The sequence below is a fragment of the Vitiosangium sp. GDMCC 1.1324 genome, assembly GCF_003044305.1.
GTDB lineage: Bacteria > Myxococcota > Myxococcia > Myxococcales > Myxococcaceae > Archangium.
Genome location: NZ_PZOX01000004.1, coordinates 609,878 through 631,020, shown reverse-complemented (window position 1 = coordinate 631,020; position 21,143 = coordinate 609,878). Strand labels below are relative to the sequence as shown.

At 69.2% G+C, this 21,143-nt stretch carries 18 protein-coding genes; 12 read left to right on the top strand and 6 right to left on the bottom strand.

What is annotated here, in order from left to right:
* Window positions 1-8: 8 nt before the first annotated feature.
* Genes DAT35_RS15430 through orn form a run of 3 tightly spaced genes read left to right on the top strand, consistent with a single transcriptional unit; the run spans window position 9 to window position 3,297 of the window.
* A complete protein-coding gene (locus DAT35_RS15430; RefSeq protein ID WP_108067743.1) occupies window positions 9-1,436 on the top strand; it encodes an RtcB family protein in 1,428 nt (475 codons plus the stop codon).
* A gap of 15 nt (window positions 1,437-1,451) precedes the next feature.
* The gene (locus tag DAT35_RS15425) at window positions 1,452-2,729 is read left to right on the top strand and encodes a bifunctional alpha/beta hydrolase/OsmC family protein (RefSeq protein ID WP_108067742.1); all 1,278 of its coding nucleotides are present in this window, start codon (window positions 1,452-1,454) and stop codon (window positions 2,727-2,729) included.
* Window positions 2,730-2,736: 7 nt separating this feature from the next.
* Complete coding sequence (orn, locus tag DAT35_RS15420) at window positions 2,737-3,297, top strand: oligoribonuclease (RefSeq protein ID WP_108067741.1); 561 nt, start codon at window positions 2,737-2,739, stop codon at window positions 3,295-3,297.
* 15 nt (window positions 3,298-3,312) lie between these two features.
* On the opposite strand, the gene DAT35_RS15415 is transcribed toward orn, so the two are convergent.
* The 3 genes from DAT35_RS15415 to DAT35_RS15405 all read right to left on the bottom strand — a co-directional run bounded on the left by DAT35_RS15415 (window position 3,313) and on the right by DAT35_RS15405 (window position 6,837).
* A complete protein-coding gene (locus DAT35_RS15415) occupies window positions 3,313-3,669 on the bottom strand; it encodes a PleD family two-component system response regulator (protein ID WP_108067740.1) in 357 nt (118 codons plus the stop codon).
* On the bottom strand, window positions 3,666-5,183 hold the full coding sequence (locus DAT35_RS15410; RefSeq protein ID WP_108067739.1) for an ATPase domain-containing protein: 1,518 nt from the start codon (window positions 5,181-5,183) through the stop codon (window positions 3,666-3,668). Before DAT35_RS15410 ends, DAT35_RS15415 begins: the two co-directional genes overlap by 4 nt.
* 91 nt (window positions 5,184-5,274) lie before the next feature.
* Window positions 5,275-6,837, bottom strand: a complete 1,563-nt coding sequence (locus DAT35_RS15405) for a class I adenylate-forming enzyme family protein (protein WP_108067738.1) — start codon at window positions 6,835-6,837, stop codon at window positions 5,275-5,277.
* Between the two features lie 98 nt (window positions 6,838-6,935).
* Between DAT35_RS15405 and DAT35_RS15400 the strand changes: the two genes are divergently transcribed.
* The 4 genes from DAT35_RS15400 (at window position 6,936) to DAT35_RS15385 (ending at window position 9,409) form a co-directional block, all read left to right on the top strand.
* Window positions 6,936-7,154, top strand: a complete 219-nt coding sequence (locus DAT35_RS15400; protein WP_199242895.1) for a DUF3185 family protein — start codon at window positions 6,936-6,938, stop codon at window positions 7,152-7,154.
* A gap of 186 nt (window positions 7,155-7,340) precedes the next feature.
* On the top strand, window positions 7,341-8,405 hold the full coding sequence (locus DAT35_RS15395; RefSeq protein WP_304466050.1) for a GRAS family protein: 1,065 nt from the start codon (window positions 7,341-7,343) through the stop codon (window positions 8,403-8,405).
* On the top strand, window positions 8,405-8,896 hold the full coding sequence (locus tag DAT35_RS15390) for a CinA family protein (RefSeq protein WP_108067736.1): 492 nt from the start codon (window positions 8,405-8,407) through the stop codon (window positions 8,894-8,896). Before DAT35_RS15395 ends, DAT35_RS15390 begins: the two co-directional genes overlap by 1 nt.
* Window positions 8,897-9,019: 123 nt before the next feature.
* Window positions 9,020-9,409, top strand: coding sequence for a hypothetical protein (locus tag DAT35_RS15385; RefSeq protein WP_108067735.1), 390 nt, complete (start codon window positions 9,020-9,022; stop codon window positions 9,407-9,409).
* A 78-nt stretch (window positions 9,410-9,487) separates the two neighbouring features.
* Here DAT35_RS15385 and DAT35_RS15380 read toward each other — a convergent pair whose 3' ends face one another.
* Window positions 9,488-11,053 (bottom strand): S8 family peptidase, encoded by a 1,566-nt coding sequence (locus DAT35_RS15380; RefSeq protein ID WP_108067734.1) that lies wholly within the window; start codon window positions 11,051-11,053, stop codon window positions 9,488-9,490.
* Between the two features lie 325 nt (window positions 11,054-11,378).
* Complete coding sequence (locus DAT35_RS15375) at window positions 11,379-12,017, bottom strand: hypothetical protein (RefSeq protein WP_108067733.1); 639 nt, start codon at window positions 12,015-12,017, stop codon at window positions 11,379-11,381.
* A gap of 231 nt (window positions 12,018-12,248) precedes the next feature.
* Between DAT35_RS15375 and DAT35_RS15370 the strand changes: the two genes are divergently transcribed.
* From DAT35_RS15370 to DAT35_RS15350, 5 genes are all read left to right on the top strand, one after another.
* Complete coding sequence (locus tag DAT35_RS15370; protein WP_108067732.1) at window positions 12,249-15,101, top strand: FG-GAP-like repeat-containing protein; 2,853 nt, start codon at window positions 12,249-12,251, stop codon at window positions 15,099-15,101.
* Window positions 15,102-15,109: 8 nt separating this feature from the next.
* Complete coding sequence (locus tag DAT35_RS15365; protein WP_108067731.1) at window positions 15,110-15,883, top strand: hypothetical protein; 774 nt, start codon at window positions 15,110-15,112, stop codon at window positions 15,881-15,883.
* Complete coding sequence (locus DAT35_RS15360; protein ID WP_233261493.1) at window positions 15,880-17,586, top strand: GH3 auxin-responsive promoter family protein; 1,707 nt, start codon at window positions 15,880-15,882, stop codon at window positions 17,584-17,586. Before DAT35_RS15365 ends, DAT35_RS15360 begins: the two co-directional genes overlap by 4 nt.
* A complete protein-coding gene (locus tag DAT35_RS15355; protein ID WP_108067730.1) occupies window positions 17,583-18,770 on the top strand; it encodes an aromatic ring-hydroxylating dioxygenase subunit alpha in 1,188 nt (395 codons plus the stop codon). The genes DAT35_RS15360 and DAT35_RS15355 overlap by 4 nt, the downstream gene beginning before the upstream one ends.
* A gap of 131 nt (window positions 18,771-18,901) precedes the next feature.
* Window positions 18,902-19,891 carry a type VI immunity family protein gene (locus DAT35_RS15350; protein ID WP_233261492.1) on the top strand — a complete coding sequence of 330 codons (990 nt, stop codon included), beginning with the start codon at window positions 18,902-18,904 and terminating at the stop codon, window positions 19,889-19,891.
* A gap of 57 nt (window positions 19,892-19,948) precedes the next feature.
* Here the strand turns inward: DAT35_RS15350 and DAT35_RS15345 are convergent, their stop codons facing one another.
* Entirely contained in the window at window positions 19,949-21,010 is a 1,062-nt protein-coding gene (locus DAT35_RS15345; RefSeq protein WP_158501714.1) for a HAMP domain-containing sensor histidine kinase, read from the bottom strand.
* Between the last annotated feature and the right edge of the window lie 133 nt (window positions 21,011-21,143).

The window sequence follows — 21,143 nt, the reverse complement described above, 5'->3', positions numbered from 1 at the left end:
GAGCAGCGATGGACCTGTCACGCGTGAGCAGGCACGCCGAGGCGGAGTGGTGGGTGGAGCCGCACGGGGCGATGCGGGTGCCCGCAGTGGTGTACGCCTCCGAGCCGTTGATGCGGGAGATGGACGAGAAGGTGTCCGAGCAGGCGTGCAACGTGGCGAGCCTGCCGGGCATCGTGAAGGCGGCGTACGCGATGCCAGACGCGCACTGGGGCTATGGCTTCCCCATTGGCGGAGTGGCGGCCTTCGATGAAGAGGAGGGCATCATCTCGGCGGGAGGGGTGGGCTTCGACATCTCGTGCGGGGTGCGGCTGCTGGAGACTCCTCTGACGCGCGAGCAGTTGGAGCCCTTCAAGGAGGCGCTGGCGGACGCGCTCTACCACGAGGTACCCGTGGGGATGGGGAGCACGGGCCGGGTGCACCTGGATGACGCGGAACTGGACGCGATGCTGGCCGGGGGCGCGCGGTGGGCGGTGGAGCAGGGGTTTGGCACGTGGGCGGACCTGCCGCGCATCGAAGAGGGCGGATGCATGGCGGGGGCCCATCCCGAGTCCGTGTCGCGCCGGGCGAGGCAGCGGCAGGCGGACGAGATGGGGACGTTGGGCTCGGGGAACCACTACCTCGAGGTGCAGCACGTGGCGCACGTGGAGGACGCGCGGCTGGCGGAGGCCTACGGGCTGCGCGAGGGGCAGGTGGTGGTGAGCATCCACTGCGGCTCGCGAGGGCTGGGGCATCAGATTGGCACCGAGTACCTGCGTGAGATGACCCTGGTGGCCGCGAAGCACGGGCTGTCGCTGCCGGACCGGGAGCTGGCCTGTGCGCCCATCCGCTCGGACGTGGGGCGCGAGTATCTGGGAGCGATGCGCGCGGGCATCAACTGCGCGCTGGCGAACCGGCAGATCATCACTCACCTGGTGCGCCAAGTGTTCGCGCGGGTGACGGGCGCCTCGGAGCTGCGGCTGCTCTTCGACGTGTCCCACAACACGTGCAAGGTGGAGGAGCACGAGGTGGACGGGAAGCGGCGGAGGCTCTTCGTGCACCGCAAGGGAGCGACGCGGGCATTCGGACCGGGACACCCGGACCTGCCGCCGGGGCTGCGCGAGGTGGGGCAGCCGGTGCTCATTGGCGGGAGCATGGGGACGGCGTCCTACGTGCTGGCGGGGACGGAGGAGAGCGAGGCGAGGGCCTTCAGCTCCTCGGCGCACGGAGCGGGGCGGAGCCACAGCCGGCACGATGCGCTCCGGCACTGGAGGGGCCGGGACGTGGTGGAGTCATTGGCGAGGAGGGGAATCCTCATCCGCAGTCCGTCGATGCGGGGGGTGGCCGAGGAGGCCCCCGGAGCCTACAAGGACGTCGTCGAGGTGGTGGACGCGGCGGAGGTGGCGGGGCTGTCGCACAAGGTGGCGAGGCTCGAGCCCCTGGCGTGCATCAAGGGCTGAAGGGGGGAGCGCGCGATGGAGACCCGTACCGAGAGAATGACCTTCCGAGGGGCCGGGGGCCGCACGCTGGAGGCGCGCCTGGACCTGCCGGCGAGGAAGCCGGTGGCTTATGCCCTGTTCGCGCACTGCTTCACGTGCGGAGGAGACGTCTTCCCGGCGGAGGCCATCAGCCAGGCGCTGGCGGGGCACGGGCTGGCGGTGCTGCGCTTCGACTTCACGGAGGCGGGTGGAGATGCCTCCTCCCCGCACGACTTCTCGGACGTGGAGGACGTACTGGCGGCGGTGGCACACCTGCGAACCCAGCGCGAGGCGCCCCGGCTGCTCATCGGCCACAGCCTGGGAGGCACGGCGGTGTTGCACGCGGCGGGCTCGGTGCCCGAGGCGAGGGCGGTGGCGACCCTGGGGGCGCCCTTCGTTCCGAGCCTGGTGCACGGGCTGCTGGCGCCGGTGCTGAAGCAGGTGGAGGAGCAGGGCGAGGCGCGGGTGCGGCTGGGGCAGGGGACGGTGCGCATCTCCCGGCGCTTCCTGGAGGAGCTGACCGAACCGGCAATGGAGACGGCGTTGCACCAGCTGGGCCGGGCGCTGCTGGTGCTGCACTCGCCGGTCGACGGAGTGGTGGGGATGGGGAGCGCGCAGCGCATCTTCGAGGCGGCGCGGCAGCCGAAGAGCCTCCTGGCGCTGGAGGGAGCGGACCACCTGTTGAGCCGGCCCGAGGACGCACGTTTCGCGGCGGCGGTGCTGGGGGCGTGGGCGGGGAGGTACGTGGGCTCGCGGGAAGTGGAGGCGCAGCGCGAGGCCGGGCCGGAACTGGCGCACGGCGTGGTGGAGGTGCACGAGGCGGGCGAGGGCCCGTTCGCGCAGGACATCCGGGTGGGGCGGCACCGGCTGCGAGCGGACGAGCCGACGGAGTACGGAGGAGAGGACACGGGCCCCTCGCCCTACGGGCTGCTGGCGGCGGCGCTGGGGGCGTGCACGGCGATGACGCTGCGCATGTACGCGCAGAACAAGGGCTGGCCGCTGGAGCACGTCTCGGTACGGCTGCACCACTCGAAGGTGCACGCCGAGGACTGCCGGCACTGCGAGACGAAGGAAGGCAAGGTGGACCGCATCGACCGGACGGTGACGCTGGAGGGCCCGCTGAGCACGGAGCAGCGCCAGCGGCTGGTGCGGATGGCGGACCGCTGCCCGGTGCACCGCACGATGGAGTCGGAGATCGACGTGCACACCTTCCTGGAGGACGCCGACAATCCGCCCTCTCCGTCCGCACCGGTGAGCGGACCCGGGTTACACTGACCGCCACATGCCTGCACCCACCTCACCCCCCTGTTTCATATGGCTCGACCTGGAGATGACCGGGTTGGACCCGGAGGAATCCACCATCATCGAGATTGGCGTCATCATCACGGGCCCGGACCTGGTGCCGAAGGCGGAGCTGGAGCGCGTCATCTGGCAGCCGGACGAGGTGCTCGCGCGCATGGAGCCGGTGGTGAAGGAGATGCACACGCGCAACGGGCTGTGGAAGCGGGTGCGCGAGTCGCAGACGTCGCTCTGGGTGGCCGAGCGGGACGTGACGGCGCTGGTGTCGCAGCACTGCTCGCTGGGCGAGGGCATCCTCTGTGGCAACTCCATCCACACGGATCGGCGCTTCCTGGCCAAGTACATGCCGATGCTCGACCGCTTCCTGCACTACCGGCAGGTGGACGTGACGAGCCTCAAGGTGCTGGCGAACGCGTGGTTCCCGGACATGCCCCCGCTCAAGAAGAAGACCACGGAGCACACGGCGCTGGCGGATTTGCGCGCGAGCATCCACGAGCTGACGCACTACCGCACGCACCTCTTCCGCGCGGCCACCGGCGGATAGCACGCGCCCCTGAGCTCAGTGCGCCTTGTCGAGCTCCGCGGACACGGTGTTCAGCAGGTCGTCCAGCTCGAAGGGCTTGGCCAGGAAGCGGCTGCCCTGCAGCTCCGACTTGGACACGCGCCCGGCGCTCATCACCACCACGGGGATGTTTCGCAGGTCCGGGTCCTCCTTGAGCCGGCGCAGCATCTCCTGGCCGTCCATCACCGGCATCATCAGGTCCAACAGGATGAGGTCCGGCCGGTCCTTGTGCACGTGGTCGAGCCCCTCGGCCCCATTGGCGGCCGTGGCCACCTCGTACCCCTCCACGGAGAGGATGTCCGTGAGGGCCTCCAGGATGGCCACCTCGTCGTCCACGATGAGGAGCTTGCTCATGAGCGGCTCCGTCTCCGGGAGGGCATGCGCCGGCCCGCTTTCTTGCGCCGGGTCTTCATGTTCAACGGCCGGGCCTGTCCGGTCAGGATGGCTTCGGCGCTCTCGAAGGTCTCCGCCACGTCGATGCCTCGGGCTGAGATGGAGAACTCGCGCAGGGCGGGTTCGTAGTCGCTCTCGCGCATCTTGAGGATGGACAGCATCCGGTACAACTGCGAGCGCAGTTCCACATACCGGAGGAACACGATGTTGTCGACGATGGCTTCCAGGCCCTCCAGCTTCGCCTCCAGCCGGGGTCCGAAGAGCACGTGGGTCTGCTGGGTCATCAGCACGGTGACGCCGCGCGAGCGCAGCCTGTGGGTGAGCGCGGTGAGGAAACCCGGAATCCTCCGGGAGTCCATCGTCTCCTGGACGAGGGGCTCCAGTCCATCGATGACGAGCCGCCGCACCCGGTGGTGCTCCACCAAGCCCAACAGCTCGTATGCCAGGGCGTCCGGGAGCGTCTCCGTCGCCACTCGGGTCTTCAACACCAGTCGGCCCGAGTCCACCCACGGCCGTAGCTGCAGGCCCACGCCCGCGGCCTTCTCCACCAGCCGGGCGCTCGTCTCCATGAAGCCGTAGTAGAGCCCGGGCTCGTCCTGCTGGGCTCCCTGCGCCAGGAAGTGCAGCCCCAGCAGCGTTTTACCGCTGCCCGGCGAGCCGAACACCAGTGTGGACGAGCGGGGAATCAGCCCGCCCCCGAGCATCTCATCTAGCCGGGTCAGGCCGAAGCCGAGCCTCCGCTTGCCGTCCGGCTGCTCCGGGCCTGGCGGGAGAGGGGGGAGGGACTCGAGGCGTGGGTAGACGTCCAGCCCGTTGTCGGTGATGTGGAAGGTGTGCTTGCCAGCGAGCTGTGCCTCGCCGCGCAGCTTCGTCACTTCCAGGGTGCGCACGGCTCGGAGTCCTCGCAGTTCCAACATCAGCACCCCGTCCACCATGGCGAACTGGGGGTCCGCGGGGCTCTCCTGCTGGTTGGTGAGCAACAGCGTGGTGCAGCCGGCCAGCGCGTTGTGCACCCCCAGGGCGTGGAGGAACTCGCGGAAGGCCAGCGCCGAGCCGACGCTCTCCTGCACCGCCAGCAGCCCGTCCACCACCAGCACCGTGGCCTGGTGCTCGCGCACCGAGCGGTAGAGCAGCCGTGCCAGTCCGTCCAGCCCCTCGGCCTTGAGCGTGGCGTAGCCGCTCACGTAGTGCAGCGACTGGCCGATGACGTCCCGCCGGAAGAAGTGCATGCGACGCAGGTGCGTCATCATCCGCTCGTGGGACTCGGACAGCATGGTGACGAAGACGGCGTGGCCCCCCGAGGCCACGTGCGAGAAGCAGAGCTGGTTGCCGAGGATCGTCTTCCCCGCGCCCGGCGAGCCGGTGACCATGTAGGTGCCACCGTGGGCCCACCCGCCATGGAGGATGGTGTCCAGGCCTGAGGAGCCGGTCGACACCCGGCGGACGGGCTCCTCGGACTGCTCGGCTTCGTTCACGCTCGCCGCTCCTCTCGCCTCCCTGACACTACTGGCCCCCGCCGGGCGCCGAGGAGATTTCCGTTGCGAATGTCGGAAGGTGCCCGAAGGTTCAGGTGACTGTTGGCTTCTGGACGTTCGGGTGGGGCGGCAGTCGCTCCCGCAGTAGGTGCTTCTGCACCTTGCCGAGCGCGTTGCGGGGCAGGGCCTCCACGAAGACGACCTGGCGCGGCTTCTTGAAGCTGGCGAGCCGGTCCTTGCAGTAGTCCACCAGGGCCTGGGGCTCGGGAGCGGGGGAGCGCGGGACGACGACGGCCACCACCTGCTCGCCGAAGTCCGGATCCGGCAGGCCGAGCACCGCCACCTCGGCGACGCCCGGGTGCGTGGCGAGCACCTCCTCCACCTCGCGCGGGTAGACGTTGAAGCCGCCGCTGATGATGAGCTCGCGGGCGCGGCCGGTAATATGGAAGTAGCCGTCGCCGTCGCGCAGGCCGAGGTCCCCGGTGCGGAACCAGCCCTCGGGGTCGAAGGACTCGGCGGTGGCGTCCGGGCGCTGCCAGTAGCCGGCGAAGACGTGGGGGCCGCGCACTTCAATCTCCCCCGTCTCCCCGTCCGGCAGCGGCTGGCGGGTGCGCACGTCCACCACGCGGGCCTCCTGGCCGGGGTAGGGCATGCCCACGGTGCCGGGGCGCCGCTCGCCCTCGTAGGGGTTGGTGGTGTTCATGATGGTCTCCGTCATCCCGTAGCGCTCGAGAATGCGCTGGCCGAACGTCTCCTCCACGTCGTGGAAGAGCTGAGGGCTGAGCGGAGCGGAGCCGGAGACGAGCAGCCGGAGGGAGCGCGGACGCGGCCCGGCGCGGCGGGCCTCCTCGACGAGCCGGCCGTACATGGTGGGCACGCCGAAGAACATCGTCAGCGAGGCGTCCTCGCGCAGGGCGGAGAGGACCTCGGGGGCGGCGAAGCGGCGGCGCAGGTCCACGGTACCGCCGGAGTAGAGCGTGCCATGCAGGCCCACCATGAGGCCGTGGGTGTGGAAGAGGGGGAGGGTGAGCAGGAGCCTGTCTTGCTCCGTCCAGCGCCAGGCCTCGGTGACGGCGCGCACGTTGGCGAGCAGGTTGCGGTGCAGCAGCATGGCGCCCTTGGAGCGGCCGGTGGTGCCGGAGGTGTAGCCGAGCACCGCGAGCTGCTCGCCCCGGGGCAGGGGGAGGGCGGCGGAGGAGTCCCCCTCGGAGAGGAGCGCCTCGAAGGCGACGGTGGGCCACGGCACGGGGGCGGTGGGGGGCTCCACGGTGACGAGCCACTCGAGGGCGGGGAGCTGCTGCTTCAAGGGGGCGAGCTCGGCGGCGCCCGAGGCCCCGGTGACGCAGGCGCGCGCACCGGCGTCGGAGAGGATGTGGCTGAGCTCCACCATGCGGTACTGGGTGTTGACGAGGACGACGACGCCCCCGGCGTACCAGGTGCCCAGGTAGGAGATGACGAAGGCGGGGCTGTTCTCCAGGAAGAGGGCCACACGCTCCCCGGGCTTCAGCCCGCGGCGCTGGAGGGCGCTGGCGAAGGCGGTGACGTGGCTCGCGAGCTGGCCGGCGCTGAAGCGCTGCTGCTCGAAGTCCAGGACGGGCCGCGCGGGCTCCTGGCGGGCGCGGGTGAGGAAGAGCTCGAGGAGGGAGGACGCCATGTGCGCGGAAGCTACCCCCAGGGGACGTGTTCCGCACTAACCTGCGCGCGGCGCCGGAACCCCCCGGCACCGTTCATCACCCTCGTGAGGAATCGCCCGTGGGAATCGCCCGCATCCTGGGATTCGTGCTCGTCGTCGCTGGCACCATGCTTCTGGTGAGCGCCTACCGCGCCACCGGCTCTCTTTCCGAGCGCGCCATGGAGACGCTCACCGGGCGTTACACCGAGCGCACCCAGCGTGATCTCATCCTCGGCGGTGCGGGCGTGGTGGGCGGCGTCCTGCTGATCGCCTTCGGCGGAGGGCGCCGCCGCCGCTAGCCCACCCCTTTCTCATGTGACCACCTGAGATCCAATCGGGTCTCAGGAGATCAATTCCCAACATGGGACCTAGCCCAGGGTCTGAGCCGACCCGGGATGGACCCTTTTTCCTGAAGCCGAGAAGATTCGACGGTCAGGGGAGGGGGGTCAGGGGGAGACGTGCGCTCGGAAAAGTTTTCTTTGCTCGTGCGTGTGCTGGAGGAGCTCCAGGCGGGGCGGGCATCAGTGGCCCGGCGGTCGCTGGCGGCACTCACACGAAAGCTGGACATCGATGCGGTGGCCGAGGACATGCAGTATTTCCTCTTCGCCACGGCGCTCGCCCGGAGACTGGGGGTGGGGGATGCCCAGAGGATGAACCTCTACCTTCGGCGCTTCGAGCTGCCGCAGATCGCCCTCTTCAACCTGGTGGCCGAGCGGCTGCCGATGGTGAATCTGGCGGGGCGGATCGCCAACGATGTGATGTGCCGGCTGTTCGCGGGCCATGAGGAGGCCTCGCTGCTGGACGTGGGCCTGGGCATGGGGCGTCAGGAGGTGGCGCTGCTGCGGACGCTGAAGGCGCGTGGCACGGCGCTGCGTCGGCTCACCGTGGTGGCCGTGGAGCCCGACGGCGACAGCCTGCGGACGGCGGAGGCCGCGCTCCTGGGCGTTGCACGGGAGCTGGGCATCGCCCTGCACTTCCGGGGCATTCCCAAGGTCATCGAGGCGCTCGACGAGGACGACTGGCGCCTGCTGGGCGACAACCCCGGGCCTCGCGTGGTGCACGCGGCCTTCGCCCTCCACCACATGGCCGCGGGAGCGGATCGGCAGGAGCTCTTCCACCGGCTGCGCGCCGTGGAGCCCTCCGCCGTGGTGCTGGTCGAGCCGAACTCGGATCATGCCACCGACTCGTTGCCCGAGCGCTTCCACAACGTCTGGCACCACTTCTCCCACAACTTCGACCTGGTGGACGAGCTGGACCTGCCCCCGCGCGAGCGCAACGGCATCAAGCTCTTCTTCGGCCGGGAGCTGGAGGACATCCTCGGAGTGGTGGACGACTCACAGCGCTACGAGCGCCACGAGCGGGTGGAGACGTGGCTGGAACGGTTGCGCCATGCGGGTTTCTCCCCGGCGTCGGCCCTGCTGCTCGAGGGCTCCTGGTCCTTTCCGCACCCTTCGGTACACGTCCGCCAGGGTCCGGGCTATGTGGGGGTGGGCTACCGGGAGGAGATGCTGGTGCCGGTCATCTGTGCCACCGCGGAAGCGAGAGGTTGATGGACGCAGGACTGGAGGAGCGGGCGCGCCGTGTGCTGGAGGCCTGCCGGCGCGCGGGCGTCCGGCTGGCACTGGCCGAGGCCAGCACCGGAGGCCTCCTCTGTGCGTGTCTCACGGACATCCCGGGTTCCTCGGCCGTGGTGGAGCGGGGCTTCGTCCCCTACTCGAACGAGGCCAAGACGGAGCAGCTGGGCGTGCCGGTGGAGCTGATGGTGGCCCACGGGGCGGTCAGCGAGCAGGTGGCACGGGCCCTGGCCGAGGGTGCACTGGCCCGTTCCCATGCGGACCTGGCGCTCGGGGAGACGGGCATCGCCGGCCCTTCCGGTGGCTCGGCGGCCAAGCCCGTGGGGCTCGTCCACCTCGCGGTGATCCGCCGGGGGGGCACGGTCCTCCTCGAGCGGCACGTCTTCCCGGGTGACCGGGCGGCCATCCGGCGTTCGGCGGCGGCGCGGGGATTGGAACTGCTGCTCTCTCTCTTGGAGAGGGGCTGACTACCGGACACCCGAGGGCGGGGGGGATCCTCATCCCAGGGCGTGGGATGTTAGGCTGGACTCCTCCTGAATCTGTCCCCTTCCTTCGTACCCGTGCTCCCCCCACACGGAAGGAGATTGCTCGTGTACAGGATCGACGTCGACAAGCAGCACGCCATCATCGAACTCGTTCTGGACGGACTCATCCGGCCAGAGGAGATGCTGAGGTTCGTGGATGAACTGAAGGCCGCCACGCTCGGGTTCGCCGGAGGGGCGATCAAGATCAAGGCGGACATGCGCACCTTCCGTCCCTCCTCGCCAGCGGTCGCGGAGATGCTCAAGGAGGTGCAGCAGTTCGGGCTCCACAACGGCGTGGTGCGGGTGGCCGAGATGGTGGAGAGCCCACTGTCCGCCCTGCAACTCAACCGCGTGGCGCGCGAGAGCGGGACGGACAAGATCCTCCGCCGCTTCGCCGAGGACAGCGCGGCGCGGCGCTGGCTCATCCACGGCGACGAGGAAGCGCTCACCGCGTAGGCCTGGAGCCCACGAGGGCCCCAGCCACCGTCCACCGCACCCCGCGGCCCGTGTGGGCGCCGCGAGGCACGGGAGTGCTCAGCGCGCGAGCACCTGGGGAATGGCACTGCGCAGGTCGGGCAGCGGGCCGATCTGCTTCGTGCTGGAGGCCTGCGGCGTGCCGGTGGCGCGCAGCAGCTCGCGCAGGGCGCGCGGGTCGATGGGGCCCTTGCCCGCGGCGTTGGCGACGCCCTGGAGATCGGCCACCGCGCCCACCACCATGGGAGCGGCGCTGGAGCTGCCGCTGAAGCTGGCCGTGTACCACCGGTTCTCTCCGGCGGCGGAGAGGTCGCCGTAGCCCAGCGTGACGACCTTCTCGCCCCAGCCCTGCACGTCCACGCGGCTGCCGTGGTTGGCCCAGCACATGGGCGCGCGGGTGGTGGCGGTGCCAGCGCCCACGAGGATGGCGCCCGAGTCACGCACCGAGAGATCAAAGGCTCCGCGGTACTCGGGAGCGTCCAGGTTCACGCTGCCGTTACCGGCGGCCTCCACCACGTGCACACCGGCGGCGGTGGCCTGGGCGATGGCGTCGAAGTTGGCCTGCCAGAACTCCAGGGGGATTTCGTTGCACTGGCTCGCGTTGCAGGCGCAGCTCTTGTTGGTGCGAGGCCCCACTGCCTGGAGCTGCACCAGCACGACTCCGCCCCGGCCCGCGGCGAGCGCCGCGCGGGTGATGGCGCTCGCGATGCTCTGGTTGGCGATGCCCTCGCGGCCCACCTGGGCCCCGTGGGCGATGCCGGTGATGCCGTAGCCGTTGGCCTTGCCCGCCATCACCCCCATCACCGCGGTGCCGTGGTTGCGCCAGACCGAGTCGATGAACTGGATACCCCCCTCGTAGAAGAAGGGCGGCAGGTCCTCGTGCGAGCCGTTCCAGGCTCCCTCCACGTCGACGATCTTCACGCCCGCGCCCGTGCCCCCCGGCACCGTCCAGGCGTAGCGTGCGTCGATGCCGCCGGGAGCCATGTCCAGGTAGCCCTGCAGGCTCTCGTACGTGGTGGAGGCCGACGCGCCGTCGCTCTCCCCCAGGGAGAACACCGCCGGCTCGGTGGCGGCCTCGGCGTAGGCGATCTCCACGCTGTCGAGCGCGTTGAGCTGCATCACCACCGGGTTCACGTCACGGGCGAGGGTGCCGGGCTGCAGCGGCACCTCGAAGTACAGGTCCAGGTCCGCCATCTCCTTGCCGCTGCGGTCCTCGGCCAGGCTCTTGCGCTCGGCGAGCGTGAACTCGTCCTGACGGAAGAGCCGCTCCGGCGGACCCATGCGCGGCAGGCTATCCAACAGCATCAGGGCGATCTGCAAGTCCGCGCGCAGCTTGCTGTCGAAGAGGCTGTGACGCCTCATGCGCGCACGCTCGTCCAGGCTGCGCTCCAAGGCCATCACCCGCATGCCGCTGCCCCGCTGACGCACCCGGGTGCCCTCGTGGAACTTCACCACCAGGCGCTGCACCGGCGTCTCCGGATCGAGCTCGGGGCTGGTGGGCTTCACGGTGGACAACCGCGGCTCCAGCACCTTGACGCCGCTGGCCTGTACGGCGGGAGCCGCCATCAGGCACAAGCCCATCATCAGGGTGCGAGTCACGCGGGATTTCAGAGAAGAGGCCTTCATCGTCCGTCCTTCCTACGGGTGGAGGGGATGTACGGCGATGTCGGCGAGCTACGGGCTGGGGGGATAGCCCGGAGCCTCCCCACTGCCGTCACACCGACAGCGTGCCATACGGGTTCGCCGCCACAGGGGCGGCGTGCCGGAATTGTAGAATTTTACGTTGATGCCATTATTAGCAGAGTTTCTTGAGTAGGGGAAGTTGACGAAGAGATCCAGATTTCCTGTTCTGAACGGGTGAGGGGAAGCACCGCCGCCGAGAAGAAGGGCTTCTACGGCCCGGTTTCTCGACGGGGCGCGTCATGCGCGCGGGCTGATCCACCCGGGAGCGTCAGGGGGCGCCGAGTCCGAGCGCCATGGCGATCAACCCGCCGAGGCTGGCGTAGAGCGGGATGTTGCAGGCCAGGGTGATGCGGTTGATGCGGCGGAAGCGGGCCTGCTCCTCGTCGGCGAACCAGATGCCCTCCTCGCCGGTGGTGTGCCCCTCCACGGCCTGGAAGAAGAGCGTGGCGTACAGGACCTCGACGAAGAGACTCACGAGCACGAGGGCGACGAGCGACAGCGCCCACGCGTCCATGCGGGAGAGCGGCCCGTCGCGGTGGAGCTGGAACCAGGAGAGGCCACCGAGCACGAGCAGGATGCACAGCACGTCGTGGCCGATGCCGTAGGGAGGCCGCCAGTTGTGGGAGACGTAGAGCATGTAGAGCTCGGCCACGCCGCGCATCCACATGCAGGCGCCGAAGCCGCCGAGCACCACGCGCAGGTGGGGACTCACGGCGGAGTCGAGCGCCACCAGGGGGCACAGGAGGAACCAGAGGAAGATGGCGTAGAAGAGCCAGGCGAGCTTGGGCGGAGAGATGCGGCCGCCGCGGGAGCGCCGCACGTTCTGCTTGTGCCAGAAGAGGAAGCCGAGCAGCGCCGACAGTCCGAGCAGGGCGAGGATGAGGACGCGAGAGAGCGGGGAGAGCATCGGGGACGGCGCGAGCGGGGGGCGCGCGCAGGGTAGCGCAAGAGGGACCCGGTGCGCAGGCGGGCCGGGGGTGAACCACGCCCGTGCGCGGATTCGAGGTGTGCCCGGAGTTTGCAGTCGGGGCCGCGCAAGAGGAGGGAGACATGGGATTCACCAGACATGCAAACCCCCCGCCCTGGACAATGAGAGCGGGGGCGCGGCAGGCTCGGCGCGCGCTCGGAGGCGCATCCCATGAGAGCTGAGCAGGAAGTGACACACCCGGTGCCTCTGAGCACCGCGGTGCACACGGCGTCCCGCGTCGAACGCTGGGGCTGGGTGTGGCCGCGGTGGAGTGATCCGCGCATCCCCTTCGCGGCGATCCTCACGCTCTATGGCGTGCTGGGCTTCTCCTTCTTCGGCTTCAACCGCAGCCCATGGCAGATGGCGGCCATCGTCGTCAGCGGGAGCGCGCTGGACGCGGGGCTGGGCTGGCTGCTGCGCCGCGAGAAGGTGGTGCCCCTGAGCGGCTACATCTCGTGCTGCTCGTTGGCGCTGCTGCTCAATTACTCACACTCGAGCTGGCTGTTGTTCCTGCCGGTATGGCTCACCATCGGCTCCAAGTACGTGCTCACCTTCGAGGGCCGCCACGTCTTCAACCCGTCCATGTTCGGAGTGGCCACCTCGCTGCTCTTCACCCGCGAGCTCATCACCGCCGCGCCGGCCTACCAGTGGGCCAACGGGGAGATCGCCCTCTCGGCCTTCATCCTCATGGCCGCGCTGGTGCTCTTCTTCTTCCGCGTGGGCCGCACGTGGCTGGTGCTGAGCTTCCTCACCTTCTACGCGCTGCAGACGGGCCTGCGCGCATACATCCTTCGCCACCACCTGCCGCCCGAGGTGCTCTTCCTCGGCACGCTGGGGGCGCCGGCCTTCTTCATCTTCACCTTCTACATGATCACCGACCCCGGCACGTCTCCGAAGACGCCGCGCGGACAGGTGCTCCTCGCGCTCGCCCTCACGCTGGTGGACCTGGTGCTCCACCTCAAGGAGAGCGTCTTCACCTTCTTCTACGCGGCCCTCACGTGCGCCACGGCGCGCTTCCTCTTCCTGCACGGGCGCGCCTTGTGGCAGCGCGGGCCTCGCGAGTACCTGCGCGGTCTCTTCTCGCCGGGGCCCCTCAAACGGCTGGCGGCGGTGGGGGGACTCGGGGTCGCCCTGGCCGCGGGCCTCTCGCTCGCCGTGTCACCCGGGGCGCTGAACCACCCGCTGCCCTTCCACATGGAGCGCATGGAGGCCTCGCGCACGGGGCTCGGCTCCACCATGGGGGATGTGCTGACGCGCGTGGACCCGCGCGTGCTGCACGTGTCCAAGTGGGTGCTGAGCGTGGGCGACGCGGTGGCCGCTGGCGACTTCGACGGAGACGGGAAGCTGGACCTCTTCCTCACCAACCCGCTCAAGTCGGACGCGTACCGCGCCGCTCTCTACCGCAACCTGGGTGACTTCCGCTTCGAGCGCGTGAAGGTGCCCGCCCTGGAGCGCATCGCCGCGAACTACACCACCGATGGCGCTGCCGCCGGAGGCACCTTCGTGGACTACGACGGAGATGGGGACCAGGACCTGGCCATCGCCGTGGCCTTCGGGCCCTCGAAGCTGCTCCGCAACATGCTGCGTGAGACGGGCTCGGCCACCTTCGAGGACGTCACCACCCCGGCCGGAGTCGGGGACCACTCGGTGAGCATGGCCGTGACGATGCTCGACTTCGACCGGGATGGGCACCTGGACCTCTTCGTGGCGAATGCGCTCACCACGCACCTGCCGGACTACGCCACACCCACGCCCTTCAACTTCTTCCGGCTGCCGCCGCCCGAGTACCCCGGAGACCGGCGCATGTTCCGCTTCTTCCACAATGGCTGGCACAACGCCGACAACGGTGGCCTCAACGTGCTCTACCGCGCGCGGGGGGATGGCACCTTCGAGAAGCTGGACTCGGCGGCGATGGGGCTGAAGGAGACGCGCTGGTCGCTCGCCGTCAGCACGGTGGACCTGAACCAGGACGGCTGGACGGACCTCTACATCGCCAACGACTTCGGCCCGGACGAGGTCTACCTCAACGAGCAGGGCAAACACTTCCGCCGCATCGTGGGGAAGCTGTTCGGGGAGATTGGCAAGGACACCTACAAGGGCATGAACGCCACCGTGGCGGACTTCGATCGCAACGGGTGGCTGGATGTCTATGTTTCCAACGTGCACCACTCGCTGCAGGCCGAGGGCAGCCTCTTGTGGATGGTGTCGCCGGGGAAGGACCCGTTCGTCCCCGAGTTCAAGGACGAGGCCACCTTCCGCGGTGCGCTCAACGAGCGGCGCTTCGGCTGGGGCGCGGCGGCGGGGGATCTCGACAATGACGGATGGCCCGACATCGTGCAGGCCAACGGCCACCTCGATGACCGGCTGGACCACCTGTATGACTCGGGCCGCAAGGACTACTGGTACGTCAATCACAAGCTGATGCAGTCCGGCCCCGAGGTGCACACGTACGCGGACAAGTGGGGCGACATCCGCGGGCGCGTCATCTACCCGAACGAGCCCCGGCGCGCGTACCTGAACCTCGGCGACGAGGACCCCGGTCACTTCGTGGATGTGGCGAAGGAATTGGGCATCGACGACCCGGACAACTCGCGCGGCGTGCTGCTCGCGGACCTGGACAACGATGGGGACCTGGATGCCGTCATCACCAACCAGCACGGGCCCGTGTCCGTCTACCGCAACAATTTGCGCGAGGGCGCGGGCAGGGACGCGGCGCACTTCGTGGGCCTCGCGCTCGTGGGAGACGGACAACGCACCAGCCGGAGCGCCGTGGGCACGCGCGTCGTCGTGTCCTACGAGGAAGGCGGTCGGCGCGTGGAGCAGGTCCAGGAGGTGGGGCTGATGGGAGGGCTGAGCGCCTCGGCGGATCCGCGCCTGCACTTCGGGCTCGGCCACCACGCGGGCCCCGTGACGGCCACCGTCCACTGGTACGGCGGCGAGGTCCAGACCGTGCAACTCGATGCCGATCGCTACCACGTCATCTCGCAGGGCGCCGTCACCGCGGGCCTGCAGGGCAGCCGATAGGGATTCCGATGTTCTCCGCCTTGAAGGGTGCCACCGTCCCGTGCGAGTCGCTCACCGAGCGGCAACGCGCGCAGATGCTCGCGCTGATGCAGGTGTGCTACGCGGGTGTCAGTGCCGAGCGCTTCGCGAGGGACCTGGCCGAGAAGCAGTATGTGGTTCTCCTGTCTGCACGGCGCTCGGGCGAGCTGGTGGGCTTCAGCACCGTGCGCGTTGCCGAGGAGCAGGTGGAGGGGCAGGTGGTAGAGGTCGTCTTCTCGGGCGACACCGTCATCCACCCGGACTACTGGGGACAGAAGGAGCTGCAGGTACGCTTCGCTCGCTTCCTGCTCGCGCGCAAGCTGCGCCGCCCACTGCGGCCGTTGCTGTGGTTGCTGTTGAGCGCGGGCTACAAGACGTACCTGCTGGCGGTGAACCACTTCCCGCGCACCGTGCCGCGCCACGACTGGGAGGCTCCATCCGGACGCGTGTCCTTCCTCGGCTCGCTGGCCACGCGCTGGTTCGGCACGCAATACGACCCGGCGCGCGGGACGGTGTGCTTCACGGGCACGCACTACCGGGTGCGTGATGGAGTGGCCCCCATCGACCGGGAGGCCGCGGCGCATCCGCACATCGCGTTCTTCGCGCGAAGCAACCCCGGGCACGTGGAGGGCGAGGAGCTGGTGTGCCTGGCGGAGGTCCGCGTGAGGGACTTGATGTGGGCCCTGACGGAGCTGACGATGAAGCAGCTCCGCCTGTGGACGCGCCGGGGCCTGAAGCTGATCGGCGTGAGGGCGAGGGCATGACGCTGCCCGGCCTCGAGGCCGCACCAGGCGCCTCCCTGACGTCGCGCCGGATGCTGGCGGGCCTCATGGCGGCCCAGGCTCCCTCGGCGCTCCTGTTCCGCCAGGCGCTCTCCCGTCCCGAGCAGGCCCAGGCCGAGTGTTTGTCCCGCGTCCTTCGCGCCACCCGGGACACCGCGCAGGCCGCGAGAGTCTCGGGCTTCTCGCGGGTCCGCACCGCGCTCGAGTTCCAGGATGCCGTGCCCCTCTCCACACCGGACTCGGTGCTCGCGGACATCGAGGCGCTCAAGGCGGGCACTCCGCGTGTCCTCACCCGCGAGCCGGTGGTTCGCTTCGAGCCCTCGGGAGGTTCCTCGGGGGCGTCGAAGTACGTTCCCGTCACCCGGGGGCTGCTCGACGAGTTCCACCGCGCGCTCGCGCCCATGTTGTTCGACCTGCTCCACTCGCGGCCCGCCGTCCGCGAGGGCCCGAGCTACTGGTCCATCTCGCCCATCGGCCGCAAGAAGGGGCGCACCGCCGGGGGCATTCCCGTGGGCAGCGTGGAGGACTCGGCGTACTTCCCGCGCTTCCTGCAACCGTTGCTCTCGCGCGTGTTCGCCGTGCCCGGCGCCGTGGGCCACCTGCCCGATGTCGAGTCGTGCCGGTACGTGACGCTGTGGTTCCTCGTGGCGTGTGAGGACCTCGCGCTGCTGAGTGTGTGGAACCCGAGCTTCCTCACGCTCCTGATGGACGCCCTGGAGCGGCACGGGGAGCGTCTGGCCGAGGACCTGGAGCGCGGATTGTGCAGGCCTCCCGTGGCGGATGCGGAGGCACTGGGCCCGGTGCTCTCCCGGATGCACTTTGCTCCCCGGCCCGAGCGGGCCCGCTTGCTGCGCGAGGTGCTGCGCTCCGGTCTCCAGGGGAGACGGCTCTGGCCACGGCTCGCGCTGCTCAGCATGTGGACCGATGCCCAGGCCGCGCACTCCGTCGCTCCCGCCTGCCGCCGCTTCCAGGGCGTCGAGGTCCAGGGCAAGGGGCTGCTCGCCACCGAGGGCGTCGTCACGCTCCCCCTCTTTGGCGCGCCCGCGCCGGTGCTCGCCGTCCGCAGCCACTTCTTCGAGTTCCTCGACCCCGAGCACCCCGATGCACGCCCCCGGCTCGCCCATGAGCTCGAGGGAGGGCGCACCTACGCCGTGGTGCTCTCCACCTCGGGAGGCCTGCTGCGCTACCGCATCGGCGACCTCGTCCGCGTCGAGGGCTTCCACGATGCCACGCCCTGCCTCCGCTTCATGGGCCGCGCGGATTCCGTGAGCGATCTCGTCGGCGAGAAGCTCGCCGCCACCCGCGTCTCCACCGTGCTCGATGCCTTGCTGCCCGCGGTGCTCGGAGGCCAGCGTCCCGTCTTCGCCATGATGGCTCCCGAGTGGGAGCCCCACGCGCCTCCGGCCTACCGGCTCTTCCTCGAGACACAGGCGCCCGACGCCTGCCTCGAGGAGGCCGCTCACGCGCTCGAGCGCGCTCTCTGCGAGGGCTACCACTATCGCTATGCCCGCGAGCTCGGGCAGCTCGGGCCCGTGCGCGCCATCCGCGTCACCGAGGGCACCCGCCGCTACGAGGCGCGTTGCATCGAGCTCGGGCAGCGCGCGGGGGACATCAAGCCCACCGACCTTCATCGCCAGGCAGGCTGGACGGCCTGGTTCTCCGAGCAAGGAACGAAGCACCCATGAGGAACCCACACGAAGCCCAGAACCTCGCGCTCGTCACGGCGCCGGCCGTGGAGCTCGACGCCGAGGCGGACCTCGCCCGCTGTGGCGCCCTCAAGGACTTCTGGTACGTCGCTTGTCTTTCCACCGAGCTCACTCCGGACAAGCCGCTGGCGCGTACCCTCTTCGGGACGAACGTGGTCCTCTTCCGGGACGAGCGCGGCCGGCCCGTCGCGCTGCGCGACCGCTGCCTGCACCGCAACGCGCGCCTGTCCGCCGGAGCCGTCTTCCACGGCCGTATCGGCTGCCCGTACCACGGTTGGGTGTATGACGCCTCGGGCGCGGTGGTGGAGGTGCCCTCGCTCGGGCCCAAGCAGTGCGGCGAGGTGCTCGATGCGCGGGGCCACGCGAGCGCGGGCCTCCAGGTGCGCCCGTGCGATCTCGGGAAGTTGCAGCGTTTCGACACGCTGGAGCAGGACGGGCTCGTCTTCGTCTTCATGGGCGGGGACTCGAAGCGCGCCCGCCGTCCCGCCTTCCGCGTGCCGTACTGGGGCGACCCGAGGTGGACCGTCTACTTCATGGTGACGCGCTTCCCCAACGGGGTGACCAACCTGGTGGAGAACTTCATGGACGTGCCGCACACGGTGGTCGTCCACGAGGGCTGGTTCCGCCGCAAGACACGCAAGCGGGTGCCAGCCACGGTGAAGCGCTTCGAGGGCAGCGTGCTCGTCACGTACAAGCAGGAGCAGGACGCGGTAACGGGGCTCGGCCGCATCTTCAACCCCGAGGGCCTGCCGATGGTCCACACGGACCACTACTTCGTCCCGAACGTCACGCGCGTGGATTACATGTGGGGCGACCGCAGCGGCTTCGCCATCAACTCACAGGTGACACCCATCGGTCCCACGGACAGCCTCGTCTACACGGCCATCAGCTACCGGCTGCCGTATGACCTGCCGCGCTCGCTGGTGGCGCGCGCGCTCAAGCCGCTGGTGAAGTGGTACACCACGCAGGTCATCCTCCAGGACGTGGACATCATGAAAGTGCAGCGCGAGGGTTTGCTCGACGGCCCTGGCGGTGGCGTCTTCACCGGCACGGAGGCGGATCTGCTCCACGCGGACATCGAGGCGTACCGCCTCTGGCTGCGCGAGGGCGGACACGGCCCGGGACCGAGCGACGAGGAGCGCGACATCGTCTTCTGGATTTGAGCTTCGTGCGGCTCGGAGCAGCTTCTGAGCTACAAGCCTTTGTCCATTGAGTGCCAGCCAGCCGTTGTTACTCCCCAGTTGGGTATTACGCGCCTACCTCAATGACACGCCACTATCCTCGAATTCGCCCTGTGGGCGTTCCCCCTGTGGACTCCGCGCACGGCGAAGAGTTGCTCGCCCGCGAGGTCATCCGGCTCGCTTTCTACCTGCCGTACGATCATCCGGACATTGCCGCGAGCGTAGGTCTTGCCCTCGACAGCTATATGCAGGCTGTTGGGGAGGGCCCCGAGACGATCGACGAGGCGTTCATCGACGATGATGAGGGGGCCCCTCTTTCTCCAGAGCGATGGAGTGCAATCCGCCAGCGCCTCCGGCCCGAGCGCCATTGGCGCTTCGCTGACGACTACACCGAGGTCTACGCGAATCGAGTGGAGAAGAGACGCTACGAAACGCAGATCTTCCTCAACGGAGGAAACGCCCGGAACGGCTTCAGCTTCCGGTATCGAGCGCGCATCCCATGGCGGACGCCCGCCCAGAACAAGGTGAGTGTGCTCGCGGCGACGGTTCCCACCGAGTACCTGGAGTCCCATGGGCCTGCTCGGGTGGTCGAGCTCGCTCGCACCATGGCCTCCCAGCTTCAATTCACCACGGGTCACGCGGGCCTCTCCCTTCAACTCTACTGGCCCTTGCGGTCCACGGATGGCTCCCTTCGTACCGCGGCTTTTCGATATCCAGGTATCGACCTGCGCCCTGCCTGGCTCTGGGAGGAGGATGTGGGCTTCCACGTGGATGGGGCCCACTGGCTGAACTTCTTCGCTCCGCCAGTGCTCGAGAAGCTCGGAGGAACACACGGTCTTCGAGAGCGGCTGCGCTCCAAGGATACGACCGTCGAGGAGCTCGACGGTGACCGCGTGGTCGTCGCACTTGGGGAGTGGCCTGAGTCGGGCGACCTGCAGCAGGGGTTGACCCTGCCTGCCTATCGGGAGCTCGCGCACGCTCTCGGGCCACTGCTAGAACCGCTGACGAGGTCATCTCCCGTCACCTGGATGGCCGCCGGGAATTCTTTCATGGGCTTCACTGAGGAAGAGGCACTTGGATGGTGGCGCCGTTTCCGCGACTGACGCGGACATCAAAGCGTACCGACGCCGGCTGCCTGGCCCGCCGTGAGCGACGCATGGCTAATGAACAGTCGATGAAGCGTCGCTCTCCTGGGGCGCCTCCACGCGTGCCTCGGTCAGCCCCTCGCGGGCATGCACGGTCCAGGGCAGACGCAGAATGAAGGTGCTCCCCCGGCCCGGCTGGCTCTCCAGTTCCAGTTTCCCACCCTGTGCCACCGTGGCACGGAAGGCGATGCTCAAGCCCAGCCCCACGCCACCGGGTTGCCCGGGTTGCACGGGCCGGAAGAGCTCCCGCTGGCGCTCGGGGCTGATGCCGGGGCCGGAGTCCTCCACCTTGAACACCACCTCGTCCTTCCGCTCCTCCAGGGTGACGCGAACGAAGCCCTTCTGGGTGTACTTGATGGCGTTCTGGATGAGGTTTCCGAGCGCGTCCACCAGCAGGTCCGGGTCCGCCTGCATGCGCGCGGACCGGTTGGCGGAGATGTCGAGCCGCAAGCCCTTGCGGGTGGCATCGTGCCCGTAATCGGCGACGAGCTGGTTGATGACCTGGGCCGGGGCAAGGGTCTCCGGATGGACGGGGAGCTCGTCGGGCTTGAAGCGCTCCAGGCGGAGGATGCCGTCGACCAGCCTGCCCAGCCGGCTCACCGTGCGGCGGAGCCGCTCCACGCTCTGGGCGTCCGGCGTTCCATGCTTGCGATCCAATTGCTGGACGTACAGGTTGAGCGTGGAGACAGGCGTGCGTAACTGATGCGCGATGCCCGCCACGTACTCCGAGCGCTCGCGGGCCACCTGCTCCGCCTGGAACTTCGCGTACCGTCGCGCCGACTCGGCGGCGAGCTCGAAGATGGCGAGGGAGAAGAACGAATATTCCTGGAAGGAGACCTCCTCGTTCCGATCCTCGAGCCAGTTGCGGATCGTCTCGACGACGTAGGCGTACTCGCGCACCATCTCCTCGATGGGCATCTCATCGCGTACGCGCTGCTCGGGGTCCAGCCGTTCGTGCTTCTCCCACAGTTCCCGGGGCGACTCCTTGGCGCCTCCCTTGCGCAGTGCCTCGCCAATGGTCCGGAGTTGGAGAGGCAGATGGTCCTTGAGCACGGCCTCCGTCAGATCCGGGATCACGGGTCCCTCCTGACGCCACCGCTCGTACCATCGTTGCACGAGCTCATCGGTATGTTGACAGAGCAGCTCGCCGAGTGAGGCCATCCCTTGCCCTCCTGTGGGCACCAGGCCTCAAAGGAAGATGGCGATTCCT

Coding starts and splice junctions, on each gene's coding strand:
- DAT35_RS15430 (WP_108067743.1), top strand. CDS start 9: ATGGACCTGTCACGCGTGAGCAGGCACGCCGAGGCGGAGTGGTGGGTG.
- DAT35_RS15425 (WP_108067742.1), top strand. CDS start 1,452: ATGGAGACCCGTACCGAGAGAATGACCTTCCGAGGGGCCGGGGGCCGC.
- orn (WP_108067741.1), top strand. CDS start 2,737: ATGCCTGCACCCACCTCACCCCCCTGTTTCATATGGCTCGACCTGGAG.
- DAT35_RS15415 (WP_108067740.1), bottom strand. CDS start 3,669: ATGAGCAAGCTCCTCATCGTGGACGACGAGGTGGCCATCCTGGAGGCC.
- DAT35_RS15405 (WP_108067738.1), bottom strand. CDS start 6,837: ATGGCGTCCTCCCTCCTCGAGCTCTTCCTCACCCGCGCCCGCCAGGAG.
- DAT35_RS15390 (WP_108067736.1), top strand. CDS start 8,405: ATGGACGCAGGACTGGAGGAGCGGGCGCGCCGTGTGCTGGAGGCCTGC.
- DAT35_RS15380 (WP_108067734.1), bottom strand. CDS start 11,053: ATGAAGGCCTCTTCTCTGAAATCCCGCGTGACTCGCACCCTGATGATG.
- DAT35_RS15375 (WP_108067733.1), bottom strand. CDS start 12,017: ATGCTCTCCCCGCTCTCTCGCGTCCTCATCCTCGCCCTGCTCGGACTG.
- DAT35_RS15370 (WP_108067732.1), top strand. CDS start 12,249: ATGAGAGCTGAGCAGGAAGTGACACACCCGGTGCCTCTGAGCACCGCG.
- DAT35_RS15365 (WP_108067731.1), top strand. CDS start 15,110: ATGTTCTCCGCCTTGAAGGGTGCCACCGTCCCGTGCGAGTCGCTCACC.
- DAT35_RS15360 (WP_233261493.1), top strand. CDS start 15,880: ATGACGCTGCCCGGCCTCGAGGCCGCACCAGGCGCCTCCCTGACGTCG.
- DAT35_RS15355 (WP_108067730.1), top strand. CDS start 17,583: ATGAGGAACCCACACGAAGCCCAGAACCTCGCGCTCGTCACGGCGCCG.